This window comes from Pseudomonas sp. GW823-FHT06E10 (assembly GCF_058794995.1).
In genome coordinates this window covers 36,035-51,724 of sequence record NZ_JBXAHJ010000001.1, presented here as the reverse complement: position 1 = coordinate 51,724, position 15,690 = coordinate 36,035, and the positions used below count along the sequence as shown (strand labels likewise).

Genomic DNA, 15,690 nt, shown 5'->3' with positions numbered 1-15,690 from the left:
GAGAAATCCCTATGTTGCATATCTTCTGTCCTCACTGCGGCGAACTGCGCTCCGAAGAGGAATTCCATGCATCCGGCCAGGCGCACATCCCGCGCCCACTGGACCCGAGCAGCTGCACCGACGAGGAGTGGGGCGACTACATGTTCTTCCGCGACAACCCGCGCGGTCTGCACCACGAGCTGTGGGATCACGTCGCCGGTTGCCGTCAGTACTTCAACGTCACCCGCGACACCGTGACCTACGAGATTCTCGAAACCTACAAGATCGGCACCAAGCCACAATTCACCGACAAGACCGATAGCCCGAAAGCGGCCAGCACGGCTCTGGGAGAGAAGGTATGAGCCAGATCAATCGCCTGTCCAATGGCGGACGGATCGACCGCAACAAAGTCTTGACCTTCACCTTCAACGGCCAGAACTACAAAGGCTTCGAAGGCGATTCCCTGGCCGCTGCACTGCTGGCCAACGGCGTCGATATCATCGGTCGCAGCTTCAAGTATTCCCGTCCGCGCGGCATCTTCGCCGCCGGTGCCGAAGAGCCGAACGCGGTACTGCAGATCGGCGCCACCGAAGCCACGCAGATCCCGAACGTGCGTGCTACGCAACAGGCGCTGTATCAGGGCCTGGTCGCCACCAGCACCAACGGCTGGCCGAGCGTGAACAACGACATGATGGGGATTCTCGGCAAGGTCGGCGGCAAGCTGATGCCACCGGGCTTCTACTACAAAACCTTCATGTACCCGCAATCGTTCTGGATGACCTACGAGAAGTACATTCGTAAGGCCGCCGGTCTTGGCCGTTCGCCGACCGAGAACGATCCGGACACCTACGACTACATGAACCAGCACTGCGACGTGCTGATCGTCGGCGCCGGCCCTGCTGGCCTGGCGGCGGCACTGGCGGCTGCGCGCAGCGGCGCCCGGGTGATCCTCGCCGATGAACAGGAAGAGTTCGGCGGCAGCCTGCTCGATTCTCGCGAAAGCCTCGACGGCAAGCCTGCGATGGAGTGGGTGGCCAGTGTCATCGACGAGCTGAAGAACACCCCGGACGTGCTGCTGTTGCCGCGCGCCACCGTCAACGGCTACCACGACCACAACTTCCTGACCATTCACGAGCGCCTGACCGATCACCTCGGCGACCGCGCACCGATTGGCCAGGTGCGTCAGCGCATTCACCGGGTCCGCGCCAATCGCGTGGTACTGGCAACCGGCGCTCACGAGCGTCCATTGGTCTACGGCAACAACGACGTGCCGGGCAACATGCTCGCCGGCGCCATCTCGACCTACGTGCGTCGTTACGGCGTGGCACCGGGCAAGAAGCTGGTGCTGTCGACCAACAACGACCACGCCTACCGCGTTGCCCTGGATTGGCTCGATGCCAGCCTGCAAGTGGTGGCCATCGCCGACGCCCGCAGCAATCCGCGTGGTGCGCTGGTGGAAGAAGCCCGCGCCAAAGGCATCCGCATCCTCACCGGCAGTGCCGTGATCGAGGCTCGTGGCAGCAAGCACGTGACCGCTGCCCGTGTGGCCGCCATCGACGTCAAAGCCCACACCGTGACCAGCCCAGGCGAATGGCTCGACTGCGACGTGGTCGCCAGCTCCGGTGGCTACAGCCCGGTGGTTCACTTGGCTTCGCACCTGGGTGGCAAGCCGATCTGGCGTGAAGACATCCTCGGTTTCGTACCGGGCGAAGCACCGCAGAAACGCGTGTGCGTCGGTGGCATCAACGGCGTCTACGGCCTTGGCGATTCCCTGGCCGACGGTTTTGAAGGTGGCGCTCGCGCCGCTGCTGAAGCCGGATTCCAGACGGTTGAAGGCGTACTGCCGAAAGCCCTGAGCCGTCTCGAAGAGCCGACCCTGGCGCTGTTCCAGGTGCCCCATGAAAAGAGCACCGCACGGGCACCGAAGCAATTCGTCGACCTGCAAAACGATGTCACCGCCGCCGCCATCGAACTGGCGACCCGCGAGGGCTTCGAGTCGGTCGAGCACGTCAAGCGCTACACCGCACTGGGCTTCGGCACCGATCAGGGCAAGCTCGGCAACGTCAACGGCCTGGCCATCGCTGCCCGTTCGCTGAACGTGACCATCCCGCAGATGGGCACCACCATGTTCCGTCCGAACTACACGCCGGTGACTTTCGGCGCCGTGGCCGGTCGTCACTGTGGGCACATCTTCGAGCCGGTGCGTTACACCGCACTGCATCAATGGCACCTGAAAAACGGCGCCGAGTTCGAAGACGTCGGCCAGTGGAAGCGTCCTTGGTACTTCCCGAAATCCGGTGAAGACCTGCATGCCGCGGTGAAGCGCGAATGCAAAGCCGTGCGCGACAGCGTCGGCCTGCTCGATGCTTCGACCCTGGGCAAGATCGACATCCAGGGCCCGGATGCGCGTGAGTTCCTCAACCGCGTCTACACCAACGCCTGGACCAAGCTCGATGTGGGCAAGGCCCGTTACGGCCTGATGTGCAAAGAAGACGGCATGGTCTTCGACGACGGCGTGACGGCTTGCCTGGCCGACAACCATTTCGTCATGACCACCACCACCGGCGGCGCGGCTCGTGTGCTGCAGTGGCTGGAGCTGTACCACCAGACCGAATGGCCGGACATGAAGGTGTACTTCACCTCCGTCACCGACCACTGGGCGACCATGACCCTGTCCGGGCCGAACAGCCGCAAGCTGCTCGCTGAAGTCACCGACATCGACCTGAGCAGCGAAGCCTTCCCGTTCATGACCTGGAAAGAAGGTCTGGTCGGTGGTGTGCCGGCGCGGGTGTTCCGGATTTCGTTTACCGGTGAACTGTCGTACGAAGTCAACGTGCAAGCCGACTACGCCATGGGCGTGCTGGAAAAAATCGTCGACGCCGGCAAGAAGTACAACCTGACGCCGTACGGCACAGAAACCATGCACGTGCTGCGGGCCGAGAAGGGCTTCATCATCGTCGGTCAGGACACTGACAGCTCGATGACCCCGGACGACCTGAACATGGGCTGGTGTGTCGGTCGCACCAAACCGTTCTCGTGGATCGGCTGGCGTGGCATGAACCGTGAAGACTGCGTGCGTGATCAGCGCAAGCAACTGGTTGGCCTGAAACCGATCGATCCGACCAAATGGCTGCCGGAAGGTGCGCAACTGGTGTTCAACACCAAGCAAGCCATCCCGATGACCATGGTGGGTCACGTGACTTCCAGTTACCTGCACAACTCCCTGGGCTATTCGTTCGCCATGGGCGTGGTCAAGGGCGGCCTGAACCGCATGGGCGAGCGTGTCTTCGCGCCATTGGCGGACGGCAGCGTGATCGAGGCGGAAATCGTTTCTTCGGTGTTCTTTGATCCGAAAGGCGAACGCCAGAACGTGTAAAGGCTTCGGGTCCTGTGGGGTGTGAGCTGCCGCCATCGCGAGCAAGCTCGCTCCCACAGGAGATCGCCTAACCCCTGTGGGAGCGAGCTTGCTCGCGATGGCGATAGAACAGCCACCACAAGGGCCAGAACCAACAGAATTCAAAACAGGTGCTTTATGACCGCAGCCAATGTTTACCAACAACGCCCAACCTCCGGGGCCAAGGCCGAGTCGTCGCTGCATCACGCCGACCTCGCCAGCCTGGTGGGCAAGGGTCGCAAGAACGCCGGCGTGACCGTGCGTGAGAAAAAACTCCTCGGCCACCTGACCATCCGCGGCGATGGCCACGATGCCGCGTTTGCCGCGGGCGTGCACAAGGCCCTGGGCATCGAGTTGCCGGGCGCGCTGAGCGTCATCGTCAAAGGCGAAACCAGTTTGCAATGGATGGGGCCGGATGAGTGGCTGCTGATCGTGCCGACCGGTGAAGAACTGGCCGCCGAGCAAAAACTGCGCAAAGCGCTGGGCGATTTGCACATTGCGATCGTCAACGTCAGCGGCGGCCAGCAACTCCTCGAACTGAGCGGCCCGAACGTGCGCCAGGTACTGATGAAGTCCACCAGCTACGACGTGCACCCGAACAACTTCCCGGTGGGCAAAGCCGTCGGCACGGTGTTCGCCAAGTCGCAATTGATGATCCGTCACACCGCCGAAGACACCTGGGAACTGCTGATTCGTCGCAGCTTCTCGGATTACTGGTGGCTGTGGTTGCAGGACGCTTCTGCCGAGTACGGCCTCAGCGTTCAGGCCTGATCACCACCCGCCATGGAGGCGATCACTTGTGGGAGCGAGCTTGCTCGCGATGGACTTGAGGGCGACGCGTTGATCCAGTAAGTACGCGTTATCGTTGACGCCCATCGCGAGCAAGCTCGCTCCCACAAGATGCAGCGTCATCTTTAGATATCACAGGAGTCACCGCACCATGAGCCGCGCCCCAGACACATGGATTCTGACCGCCGACTGCCCCAGCGTCCTCGGCACCGTGGACGCGGTGACCCGCTTTCTGTTCGAGCAGGGCTGCTACGTCACCGAGCACCATTCCTTCGATGACCGACTCTCGGGCCGTTTCTTCATTCGTGTGGAATTCCGCCAGCCTGACGGTTTCGACGAGCAGTCCTTCCGCGCGGGCCTCGCCGAGCGCGGTGAAGCCTTCGGCATGATCTTCGAACTGACTGCGCCGAACTACCGGCCGAAAGTGGTGATCATGGTTTCCAAGGCCGATCACTGCCTCAACGATTTGCTCTATCGCCAGCGCATCGGCCAGTTGTCGATGGACGTGGCCGCTGTGGTCTCCAACCACCCGGACCTCAAGCCACTGGCTGACTGGCACCAGATTCCGTACTACCACTTCCCGCTGGATCCGAACGACAAGCCGTCCCAGGAACGTCAGGTCTGGCAGGTCATTGAAGAGTCCGGTGCGGAACTGGTGATCCTTGCGCGCTACATGCAAGTGCTGTCGCCGGAGCTGTGCCGCAAGCTCGATGGCAAGGCGATCAACATCCACCACTCCCTGCTGCCCGGTTTCAAGGGCGCCAAGCCCTACCACCAGGCCTACAACAAGGGCGTGAAACTGGTGGGCGCCACCGCGCATTACATCAACAACGACCTGGATGAAGGCCCGATCATTGCCCAGGGTGTGGAGGCGGTGGACCACAGCCATTATCCGGAAGACCTGATCGCCAAGGGGCGGGATATCGAAGGGCTGACACTGGCGCGGGCTGTCGGGTATCACATTGAGAGAAGAGTGTTTTTGAACGCCAACAGAACGGTCGTTCTTTAAATCGCCATCGCGAGCAAGCTCGCTCCCACAGTGGATCGGGGGCGGACACAAGATTTGTGAACGACACAAAAACCTGTGGGAGCGAGCTTGCTCGCGATGAGGCCCTTACAAGCAACACAAATGACAACGGCAATAACCCGAGCATTTAACGCGCTGCCTGCCTGGGCAACGCGGTTCCATAAAAACAACAGCGAGGTGAAAGCATGTCTGGCAATCGTGGTGTGGTGTATCTCGGCGCTGGCAAGGTCGAAGTGCAGAGTATTGATTATCCGAAAATGCAGGACCCGCGTGGCAGGAAAATTAACCACGCCGTGATCCTGCGCGTGGTTTCCACCAATATCTGTGGTTCCGACCAGCACATGGTGCGCGGCCGTACCACCGCTCAAACCGGTCTGGTCCTGGGTCACGAGATCACCGGTGAAGTGATCGAAAAGGGCAGCGACGTCGAGAACCTGCAGATCGGTGACCTGGTGTCTGTTCCGTTCAACGTGGCTTGCGGGCGCTGCCGTTCCTGCAAAGAAATGCACACAGGCGTCTGCCTGAGCGTCAACCCGGCGCGTCCGGGCGGTGCTTATGGTTACGTCGACATGGGCGACTGGACCGGTGGCCAGGCCGAATACGCCATGGTGCCGTACGCCGACTTCAACCTGCTGAAACTGCCGGATCGCGACCGGGCGATGGAAAAAATCCGCGACCTGACCTGCCTCTCCGACATCTTGCCGACCGGCTATCACGGCGCCGTGACCGCTGGCGTCGGCCCGGGCAGCACCGTGTATATCGCTGGTGCCGGTCCGGTCGGTTTGGCGGCGGCTGCTTCGGCCCGTCTGTTGGGCGCGGCGGTGGTGATCATCGGTGACGTCAACACCGTGCGCCTGGCCCACGCCAAGGCTCAGGGCTTCGAGATCGCCGACTTGTCCCTGGACACACCGCTGCACGAACAGATCGCTGCACTGCTGGGCGAGCCGGAAGTGGATTGCGCCATCGACGCCGTTGGTTTCGAAGCCCGTGGCCATGGCCATGACGGCGTGAAACACGAAGCCCCGGCCACCGTGCTCAACTCGCTGATGGGCGTGGTGCGTGTGGCAGGCAAGATCGGCATCCCCGGCCTCTACGTGACCGAAGACCCGGGCGCTGTCGACGCTGCCGCGAAAATGGGCAGCCTGAGCATCCGCTTCGGCCTGGGCTGGGCCAAGTCCCACAGCTTCCACACCGGCCAGACCCCGGTGATGAAGTACAACCGCGCGCTCATGCAAGCGATCATGTGGGACCGTATCAACATTGCCGAAGTGGTGGGCGTGCAGGTGATCAGCCTGGATCAGGCGCCGCAGGGTTATGGCGAGTTTGACGCAGGCGTGCCGAAGAAGTTTGTGATTGATCCGCATAAGATGTTTAGTGCGGCGTAAGGGTTTTTAAGAAAAGGAAAAGGGTGACTTAATGTCACCCTTTTTCGTTGCGAATAATGTCTCTTGTTTGGGCGGGTATCTGGGGTCTGGGAGTGGTCCTTAAAGTGTGTTCTAGTTTCAATATTCTCTGGTCTATTACGCCGATTGCAATGAGATTAAGTTCTGATTGATTGACGTTTTTTGAGGCTGTATTCGAGCTGATCAGCTGTTTAATTGCTCTTTGTTCACTTGTTATTAATTCTTGAACGGCCGATTTGAAGGAGGCATCAGCCTGATCGGTTGCTGAAGAGGTGTGAAGGGTAGTTGAACTTGTATCATCGAAGAGATCGTTGATGCTTTTTGATGTACGTTGTTTATCGAGTCGCAGATGCGCTGGGCTCCTTCGAACGGCTGTGATTCGTTCGGTTTTTTTATACGTCCCTACAAGCGAGTCTACCGTCGCAGGTGTATTTCTGGATTTTTTGATCGTCCGAGCCGACTTCCAGAACTTAAGTTTATGAATGGAAAATAAATTAAATGCATGCCCGCTCGGATCGTTTCTGTTTACCGGATCTCCCGCGCAATACCCATACGCATTCAACCCCCCCTCCCCAAAGGGGCTCCAACTATCCGGGATGGTAAACCGCATCATCACCGGGTTAAACGCCCGATAACCATTCCCCAACAAATAGCACCCCGTCACCGGATCCCGTCTTTCACCATTGAAGCCGAACAGGCTGAGTAAGCCGTTCCCCGCCGGGCGATGGCCATAAGGTGAGTAGGCGAGGGGATGTGGCCGAACTACATCAAGTACATTCAAAACCGAACGCTGTTGATCAGTGGCAAGCAAATGCGCCGCCACTGCCCCACTCTGACGCTGCTGCTGCGCCAGCAGTTGATCCTCGTGCTGCATGACCGAACGCTGCACCGCGTCTTGAATCTCGGAGGCCAGACGATCTTTCAGATAAAAGCGTCGGGTGGGGGACTGCGCAGAGGGCGTGCAATCAACCAGACGATCCAGCGGGTCGTAGCGGTAACTGCAGAGCCGCGTTTCTCGATTGGGGGGCATGGCCGGGTTCCTGAATGAGTTTGTCGATCCAGGCTTTTACTGTGGTGCATTCGAACAGAGCCGCCTACTAGCAGATCTGATAGTGCCGCAGGCTCCAGGGGTGCTTTGTGACGAGCGGGTGGTAAATGGATGGAAACCTGAGGAACATGCCCGCGTCTGCCCGGTCAAATCGGCAGCTTTGCGCCCGTAAGCCGGGCGTTTTTCATGACGCAAGAGGATGTCTGAATGAAGATTTCACGCGGTTTTGCACTGGCATCACTCCTGACCCTGGCAGCCAGCCCGGTCTTCGCACAGTTCAATCTGGGCGATGCGGTCAATGCCATTGCCGGCATGAAGGGTGGTGACGAGGCCGCGACCGCCGCACCGACACCGCAGACCGCCAACCTGCTGAGCACCCTCAGTGAATTGGACATCACCCCAGAGCAAGCCGTTGGCGGCGCCGGGGCGATGCTGGGGCTGGCGAAGAACCAGTTGAGCTCGACCGACTACTCGGAACTGGCCAAAAGCGTGCCGGGCATCGACATGCTCTCGGGCGGCGGGGAGTTGGGTGCACTGGCCGGTCTGCTCGGCTCCAGCGGCAAAGCCGCAGGGCTGGACAACGCCTTGGGCAACGTCAAGGACACCAACGACCTGAACAACGCCTTCAGCGCCCTGGGTATGGACAGCGGCATGATCGGCCAGTTTGCCCCGGTGCTCCTGCAATACTTCGGTCAGCAGGGCGTCGGCGGTTCGCTGCTGAGCAGCCTGGGCAGCATCTGGGGCACCGGCACCGGTAGCTGATTCAGCGGCGCCCGGCGCGTAACGCGTCGATGCGCCGGTCCTTCTCGATCCAGAGCTGGTTGACCCAGTTCTGGACCTTCTCGCGAAACGCAGGGTCGTTTTCGTAATCGCCCTGCCACAGCGCCGGGTCGAGTTCGCGAGTCTTGATGTCGATGATGACCCGCGGAACGTTGCCGCTGATCAAGTCCCAGAACCCCGGAATCGTCTGCTGCGGGTAAACCACTGTCACATCGAGAATCGCGTCCAGCTGCTCACCCATCGCCGCCAGCACAAAGGCCACCCCGCCGGCCTTGGGCTTGAGCAGGTGATTGAACGGTGACTGTTGCAGGGCACATTTAGCCGCCGTGAAGCGGGTGCCTTCGAGGTAGTTGACCACCGTCACCGGTTGGCGCTTGAACAATTCACAGGCCTGTCTGGTGATTTCCAGATCCTTGCCGGCCAGTTCCGGGTATTTGGCCAGGAACGCCTTGCTGTAGCGCTTCATGAACGGGTAATCCAGCGCCCACCACGCCAGGCCCAGGAAGGGCACCCAGATCAGCTCTTTCTTGAGGAAGAATTTGAAGAACGGCGTGCGCCGGTTCAGCGTCTGGATCAACGCCGGGATGTCGACCCAGGATTGATGGTTGCTGATCACCAGATATGAAGTGTCGCGACGCAGATCGTCACCGCCACGGATGTCCCATTGGGTAGGGATGCAGACACGGAAGATCAGCTTGTCGATCTCGGACCAGGTCTCGGCGATCCACATCACCGACCATGAGGCGTAATCGCGAAAACGGCCGGGCAGGATCAGTTTGAGCAGGGCAAACACCATCAACGGTCCGATCAGGATCAGGGTGTTGAGCAGGAGCAGCAGGGTCACGAAACAGCCGGTGAGCAGGCGGCGCATAAGTCACTCGTGGAAGCGGTTGGGCGCGCAATGATAAGCAGCTTCGGGCGACAGGCCAAATCGGTGCTGACGAATGTTTCACTTTTGGGTCGGTAACCTTGTGGGAACGATCAAGCGCACGACGGTCTAAAATCCGACTGCTCACTCTCATGGAAACCCATTACGTGAAATCCCTCCTTGCAGTGCTCTCCTTCATCGCCCTGCCGGTCATGGCCGCCGAGCCGACCCTCTATGGTCGTTACGAATACATCGCCCTGCCGGAAATCGGCGGCGAAGTGCTAAAGGCCAAGATGGATACTGGCGCGCTGACTGCGTCGCTGTCGGCCAAGGACATCGAGACCTTTACCCGCGACGGTGAAGACTGGGTGCGTTTCCGCCTCGCGACCAAGGATGCGAGCAACAAGGTCTACGAGCATAAAGTTGCGCGGATCAGCAAAATCAAGACCCGTTCTGAAGAGGACGAAGAAGAAGACACTGCCGCACCCAGCAAGCGTCCGGTGGTCGATCTGGAATTGTGCCTGGGCAACGTCAAGCGCACGGTCGAGGTCAACCTGACTGACCGCAGCAGTTTCAACTACCCGTTGTTGATCGGCGCCAAGGCATTGCGCGAGTTCGGGGCGGCGGTGAATCCGGCTCGGCGTTTTACGGCGGATAAGCCGGACTGTTGATTCACTTCTCACGAATCACTACAACTAATCAACCGCAAGTGCTGTTTTACCTAGTTGGTAGCGCTACTTGAGCCCGTCCGAATGAGTTCGGTTTTCTTTTTTTGATCGTTTATTTTACCGATCGATTTTACCATCGAGTTGGATGGGAGCACTACATGCGTCAAGGAGAGGGGAGAGGTATCAGGTGGGCGATTTTTTTCAAACCTCTCCTTAGCTTGAGCAATTAGCTCATCTGGTGTTTTACCGGTTTTTTGTATTTCCGTTTTCCAATAACGGTCTTCTCGTTTTTGGACTTTCTCGGCTGACGGTTTACCTTTTCTGAAGTCTTTATCGATTTGTTTAGCTACTTTTTTATCAAACGACGTCTTTGGGTTTTCGATGAAGGCGTAATTTTCCATTTCTTTGGGGATTCTGGTTTTCTTCTTGAGGATATTAATCCGTCTCAGCGCTTTCAAAGGTCCCCAGGCGTGCCCCGTTGGATCTGCCCGATTCACGGGATCTCCGTCGCAATACCCATACGTATTCAACCCACCCTCCCCAAACGGACTCCAACTGTCCGGACTGTTAAACCGCATCAACACCGGATTGAACTGCCGATACCCATTGCCCAAATGATAATGCCCGGTCACCGGGTCCGGCCGTTCGCCGTTGAAGCCGAGCAGGCTGAGCAAACCATTTTCCGCCGGGCGATGGCCGTAGGGTGTGTAGGCGAGGGGATTAGGTTGAGTCGCGTCCAGGGCATTGAGCACCGAACGTCGTAGGTCAGTAGCCAGCAGTGTGGTGCTCACCTTGGCGTCGAGGTGATTTTGCTGGGCCAGCAACTGGTCGTTGTGCTGAAGGATGCTCCACCGAGCGGCGCCCTGAATCTCGGTGGCCAATCGACTTTTGCAATGAAACCGCTGGATGACGGGTTGCTCTAGTACCGTGCAGCCATTCTGGCGATCCAGTGGGTCATATCGATAGCGACACAGTACGGTGTCACGGGATGTGTCGGACATAGGCTGAATTCCATGCAAAATCCAGATGGCAGTTGAGTTGCTTCAACTAGTTTGAGGTGGCGCGCCGTATGATTTTACTTTGTAAAATATTCTCAATTAATATATCAGAAGATGGGCCGGGTCCTTTTTGTCTAAGGTGTACCTGGTTTAATTCTTCAAACAGTTCTTGATTTGATAGTCTTGAAAGTGCTGGAGTTAATTCTTCTGATTTCTCTGATATTAATGATCTCATGCTGGTTCGGTTCGCAGGTGTTGCTAGCGTTGAGTGGATGGGCTTTTGTTGCGTGGTTGTAGTTGGTGTTGAGTATGTGATTTTATTTTTTATTTTATTAAGTATTTCGAACTGCTCTTTTTTTTCTCTTGCTGTAAATTGAATCGTATAATCCGGAGCAGTTTCTAATGCTGTTATTAGTTGAGGTGCCTGAGGTGCCTGAGGTGCCTGAGGTGCCTGAGGTGTCTGAGGTACAGGAGTGTTGGAGTTATCAAAGTTGGGTTTTTTTAAATTCGCACTATTAGGTACTTTCGATTTTTTACCGAATAATCTTCTGAAAAATTTACCAATCCCCCAGAAATGCCCTGTTGGATCCGTTCGGTTCCTCGGATCACCCCCGCAATATGTATAAGCATTAATCCCACCCTTCCCAAACGGACTCCAACTATCCGGACTGTTGAACCGCATCAACAGCGGATTGAACTGCCGATAGCCATTGCCCAAGTGATAATGCCCGGTCAGCGGGTCCGGCCGTTCGCCGTTGAAACCCAGCAGGCTGAGCAAGCCGTTTTCGGCTGGGCGATGACCATAGGGTGTGTAGGCGATGGGTTGTGGCCGATTCTCGTCCAGGGCGTTTATTACCGAGCGCTGATGATCGGTTGCCAGCAGAATCGTTTTGCGAGAGTGCGAAGGCATTGACTGGTCTCCGTGTCAGTACCAAAAAGACGGGCTATCAGAATCAGCTTGTTTTCATCCATTGGCTACTAGCAGAACTGCTAGGTACTACAGACCTGAGCGACAATCAGCTCAGCCTGATTGACGCCGATTCCCCCTTGAGTCACCGTTCGCCCACATCACTGCCGGGCTCGGACGCCATGCCTCATATCCTGATTGTCGAAGACGAAGCGGCCATTGCCGACACCCTGGTTTTCGCCCTGCAAGGCGAGGGCTTCACCACCACATGGCTGAGCCTGGGCGCGGCGGCGCTGGAGCATCAGCGCCAGACCCCGGCGGATCTGATCATTCTCGATATCGGCCTGCCGGACATCAGCGGCTTCGAAACCTGCAAGCGACTGCGGCGCTTCAGCGAAGTGCCGGTGATGTTCCTCAGCGCCCGGGATGGCGAAATCGATCGCGTCGTGGGCTTGGAAATCGGCGCCGACGATTACGTGGTCAAACCGTTCAGCCCTCGGGAGGTGGCGGCGCGGGTCCGGGCGATTCTCAAGCGCATGGTGCCCCGCACGGTGAGCGAACCGTCGGTAACGCTGTTTCGCATCGATAGTGAGCGTGTGCAAATCAGTTATCGCGGTCAACTGCTGACCCTGACCCGCCATGAATTCCGTCTGCTGCAATGCCTGCTGGAGCAGCCCGAGCGAGTCTTCAGCCGCGAACAGTTGCTCGATGCCCTGGGCGTGGCCGCCGACGCCGGTTACGAGCGCAGCATCGACAGCCACATCAAGAGCGTGCGCGCCAAGTTGCGATTGGTGAAGGCTGACGCCGAACCGATCCAGACCCACCGCGGCCTCGGCTACAGCTACAACCCGGGACACAGCTGATGCCGCTGGGAATCCGGATTTTCCTGGTCTACGCACTGTTCATCGGCCTGACCGGCTACTTTGTGCTCAACACGGTCATGCAGGAGATCCGCCCCGGCGTGCGCCAGTCCACTGAAGAAACCCTGGTCGATACTGCCAACCTGATGGCCGAGATCCTGCGCGACGACTTCAAGGCCGGCAGCCTCAACCAGAACCGCTGGCCGGAACTGCTCAAGGCCTATGGTGAGCGACAGCCCGGAGCGAAAATCTGGGGCTTGCCAAAGAATCAGGTCAACCACCGCATCTACGTCACCGACGCCAAGGGCATCGTCGTGCTGGACTCCAGCGGGACGGCGGTGGGGCAGGATTACTCACGCTGGAACGACGTCTACCTGACCCTGCGTGGCGAATACGGCGCACGCTCCACGCGCAATGACCCGAACGATCCGGGGTCTTCGGTGATGCACGTCGGTGCGCCGATTCGCGACAACGGCCAGATCATCGGCGTGGTCACTGTGGCCAAGCCCAACAGCTCGGTGCAGCCTTATGTGGATCGCACGGAACGCCGGTTGCTGGCTTACGGCGCCGGGCTGATCGGCCTCGGTCTGCTGTTCGGCGCGTTGTTGTCCTGGTGGCTGAGCCGCGCCCTGCGAAGATTGACGGCGTACGCCCAAGGCGTCAGTGAAGGCCGGCGGGTTGAAGTGCCGCATTATCGCGGCGGTGAGCTGGAGCAATTGGCCACGGCAGTGGAGCAGATGCGCACGCAGCTTGAAGGCAAGGCCTACGTCGAACGTTACGTGCACACCTTGACCCATGAGCTGAAGAGTCCATTGGCGGCGATTCGTGGCGCGGCGGAACTGTTGCAGGGCGATATGCCTCTGGCACAGCGGCAACGTTTCGTCGGCAATATCGACAGTGAAAGTACGCGCATGCAGCAGCTGATCGAGCGGCTTTTGAACCTGGCGCAGGTCGAGCAGCGCCAAGGGCTGGAGCAACGGGTGGCGGTGCCATTGGCGGCTTTGGTGGATGGCCTGCTGAACGCGCAATCTGCGCGAATCGAAGGTAAACAGTTGCGCGTAGAGCAAACGGTTCCATCGGACCTGGCGCTGATCGGCGAGCCATTTCTGCTGCGTCAGGCGTTGGGTAATCTGCTGGACAATGCGCTGGATTTCACCCCTGTTGAAGGTGTGCTGCGATTCACCGCCGAACGGACAGGCGAGCAGGTCGAGTTCAAGCTTTTCAATCAGGCAGAGCCGATTCCCGACTACGCGCTGCCGCGTTTGAGCGAGCGTTTTTACTCGTTGCCGCGTCCCGACAGTGGGCGCAAAAGCACCGGGCTCGGGCTCAATTTTGTCGAGGAAGTGGTCAAGCTGCATGGCGGTACGATGAGTATTGGTAATGTCGACGGCGGTGTGGAGGTGAAGTTACACCTGCCTTAAGACCGAGTTACGGCCAATCGCGAGCAGGCTGAATCTCCACACAATCTCCACATTCCCCCCATGGCCCCACCACATACCGAATCCAGACTCTCCCCATCCAATACAGGGAGAGTCCCATGAACCGTAGCCTGACCCTAAAACTCGGGGCAATTGCCCTGTTGATTCTGTTGTTGCTGATTCCACTGCTGATGATCAACGGCGTGATCCAGGAGCGCCAGCAACTGCGCGACGGTGTGCTCGAAGACATTGCCCGCAGCTCCAGTTACAGCCAGCAATTGAGCGGCCCGCTGATGGTGGTGCCGTATCGTAAAGTCGTGCGCACCTGGAAGACCCACGAAAAAACCAACGAGCGTTATCAGGAGATCGGTGAAGAGCGCGGTCGTTTGTATTTTCTGCCGGAGCGCTTCGAACTCGACGCAGACGTTCAGACCGAACTGCGTTCCCGAGGTATTTACCAGGCACGGTTGTTCCATGCAGACAACCGCATCAGCGGCCACTTTTCCCTGCCGGTTCAACTGGGCATCAAGGAAGATTTCGCCGATTACCGGTTCGACCAGCCGTTCCTCGCTGTTGGCATCAGCGACATTCGTGGTATCGAAAACGCTTTGAAGCTTGAACTCAACGGCCAGAACCTGGACTTCATTCCGGGCAGCCAAGTGAGCTGGCTGGGTGAAGGCGTCCACGTGACCCTGCCGGCGTTGGAGACAAAGCAGGCCACGGAGTTGGCCTTCGGTTTTGACCTGAAGCTGCAAGGCACCGGCCAGTTACAAATACTGCCGGTGGGCAAGACCAGCAAAGTTTCGCTGAGTGCCAACTGGCCGCATCCAAGCTTCATCGGCAACTACCTGCCTGCCCAGCGCGAGATCACTGATCAAGGTTTTACCGCCCATTGGCAAACCTCGTTTTTCTCCACCAACCTGCAAGAAACGCTGAACAGCTGCGTGTCCCGCGGTGGCTGTGAGGCGTTGTTCGGTCGCAGCTTTGGCGTGAGCTTCATCGAACCCGTGGACCAGTACCTGAAAAGCGACCGGGCGATCAAATATGCGCTGCTGTTCATCGTCCTGACCTTTGCCGGTTTCTTCCTGTTCGAAGTGCTGAAAAGCCTAGCGGTGCACCCGGTGCAATATGCGTTGGTAGGTGTGGCGCTGGCGTTCTTCTACCTGTTGTTGCTGTCGTTGTCCGAGCACATCGGCTTTGCCTTGGCGTACCTGTTGTCCGCCAGCGGTTGTGTGTTATTGATCGGGTTCTACGTTTGCCACGTGTTGCGCAGCGTGCGTCACGGCTTGAGTTTTTCTGTGGGATTGGCCGCGTTGTATGGGCTGCTCTACGGGCTGTTGAGTGCAGAGGATTACGCGCTGTTGATGGGCTCGCTGCTGCTGTTCGGTTTGCTGGGCGTGTTTATGGTGCTGACGCGCAAGCTGGATTGGTATGGGGTTGGGCAGAAAACGGGGAAACCGCTGAACTTCGATATTGGAGCGGTGCAATGAGCCGGTCGGTGGGGTTGCGGGAAGATCAGCGGGAGGGGAGGGTGTTGGCGACGCTGATTGC

14 protein-coding genes are annotated in these 15,690 nt (G+C 58.5%); 10 read left to right on the top strand and 4 right to left on the bottom strand.

All coding sequences use genetic code 11. The features are described 5' to 3' along the window. Positions 1-11 precede the first annotated feature (11 nt). The 5 genes from AC1Q6Y_RS00225 (at position 12) to fdhA (ending at position 6,574) form a co-directional block, all read left to right on the top strand. Positions 12-341, top strand: a complete 330-nt coding sequence (locus tag AC1Q6Y_RS00225) for a sarcosine oxidase subunit delta (RefSeq protein WP_057713000.1) — start codon at positions 12-14, stop codon at positions 339-341. Beyond that, positions 338-3,355 carry a sarcosine oxidase subunit alpha gene (locus AC1Q6Y_RS00220; RefSeq protein WP_090451827.1) on the top strand — a complete coding sequence of 1,006 codons (3,018 nt, stop codon included), beginning with the start codon at positions 338-340 and terminating at the stop codon, positions 3,353-3,355. Before AC1Q6Y_RS00225 ends, AC1Q6Y_RS00220 begins: the two co-directional genes overlap by 4 nt. 156 nt (positions 3,356-3,511) lie before the next feature. Further along, positions 3,512-4,144, top strand: a complete 633-nt coding sequence (locus AC1Q6Y_RS00215) for a sarcosine oxidase subunit gamma (protein WP_007980412.1) — start codon at positions 3,512-3,514, stop codon at positions 4,142-4,144. Between the two features lie 169 nt (positions 4,145-4,313). After that, positions 4,314-5,171 (top strand): formyltetrahydrofolate deformylase, encoded by an 858-nt coding sequence (purU, locus tag AC1Q6Y_RS00210; protein ID WP_007981374.1) that lies wholly within the window; start codon positions 4,314-4,316, stop codon positions 5,169-5,171. 203 nt (positions 5,172-5,374) lie between these two features. Further along, positions 5,375-6,574, top strand: coding sequence for a formaldehyde dehydrogenase, glutathione-independent (gene fdhA, locus AC1Q6Y_RS00205; RefSeq protein ID WP_090451825.1), 1,200 nt, complete (start codon positions 5,375-5,377; stop codon positions 6,572-6,574). Between the two features lie 34 nt (positions 6,575-6,608). Here the strand turns inward: fdhA and AC1Q6Y_RS00200 are convergent, their stop codons facing one another. Then, on the bottom strand, positions 6,609-7,622 hold the full coding sequence (locus AC1Q6Y_RS00200) for an RHS repeat-associated core domain-containing protein (protein ID WP_492623883.1): 1,014 nt from the start codon (positions 7,620-7,622) through the stop codon (positions 6,609-6,611). A gap of 225 nt (positions 7,623-7,847) precedes the next feature. Here AC1Q6Y_RS00200 and AC1Q6Y_RS00195 point away from each other — a divergent pair, with 225 nt between their 5' ends. Further along, the gene (locus AC1Q6Y_RS00195; RefSeq protein WP_090451821.1) at positions 7,848-8,402 is read left to right on the top strand and encodes a DUF2780 domain-containing protein; all 555 of its coding nucleotides are present in this window, start codon (positions 7,848-7,850) and stop codon (positions 8,400-8,402) included. Between the two features lies 1 nt (position 8,403). Here AC1Q6Y_RS00195 and yihG read toward each other — a convergent pair whose 3' ends face one another. Further along, positions 8,404-9,291, bottom strand: a complete 888-nt coding sequence (gene yihG / locus AC1Q6Y_RS00190; RefSeq protein WP_492623882.1) for a 1-acylglycerol-3-phosphate O-acyltransferase, YihG family — start codon at positions 9,289-9,291, stop codon at positions 8,404-8,406. A gap of 164 nt (positions 9,292-9,455) precedes the next feature. Between yihG and rloA2 the strand changes: the two genes are divergently transcribed. Further along, positions 9,456-9,959, top strand: a complete 504-nt coding sequence (gene rloA2 / locus AC1Q6Y_RS00185) for a retropepsin-like aspartic peptidase RloA2 (RefSeq protein ID WP_340313357.1) — start codon at positions 9,456-9,458, stop codon at positions 9,957-9,959. Between the two features lie 50 nt (positions 9,960-10,009). Here rloA2 and AC1Q6Y_RS00180 read toward each other — a convergent pair whose 3' ends face one another. After that, the gene (locus tag AC1Q6Y_RS00180) at positions 10,010-10,957 is read right to left on the bottom strand and encodes an RHS repeat-associated core domain-containing protein (protein WP_492623881.1); all 948 of its coding nucleotides are present in this window, start codon (positions 10,955-10,957) and stop codon (positions 10,010-10,012) included. Positions 10,958-11,003: 46 nt separating this feature from the next. Next, a complete protein-coding gene (locus AC1Q6Y_RS00175) occupies positions 11,004-11,864 on the bottom strand; it encodes an RHS repeat-associated core domain-containing protein (RefSeq protein ID WP_492623880.1) in 861 nt (286 codons plus the stop codon). 179 nt (positions 11,865-12,043) lie between these two features. Here AC1Q6Y_RS00175 and creB point away from each other — a divergent pair, with 179 nt between their 5' ends. From creB to creD, 3 genes are all read left to right on the top strand, one after another. Next, entirely contained in the window at positions 12,044-12,724 is a 681-nt protein-coding gene (creB, locus tag AC1Q6Y_RS00170; protein WP_492623879.1) for a two-component system response regulator CreB, read from the top strand. Further along, on the top strand, positions 12,724-14,142 hold the full coding sequence (gene creC / locus AC1Q6Y_RS00165; RefSeq protein ID WP_492623878.1) for a two-component system sensor histidine kinase CreC: 1,419 nt from the start codon (positions 12,724-12,726) through the stop codon (positions 14,140-14,142). The genes creB and creC overlap by 1 nt, the downstream gene beginning before the upstream one ends. Before the next feature lie 116 nt (positions 14,143-14,258). Beyond that, on the top strand, positions 14,259-15,629 hold the full coding sequence (gene creD / locus AC1Q6Y_RS00160; protein WP_057713010.1) for a cell envelope integrity protein CreD: 1,371 nt from the start codon (positions 14,259-14,261) through the stop codon (positions 15,627-15,629). The last annotated feature ends 61 nt before the right edge of the window (positions 15,630-15,690 follow it).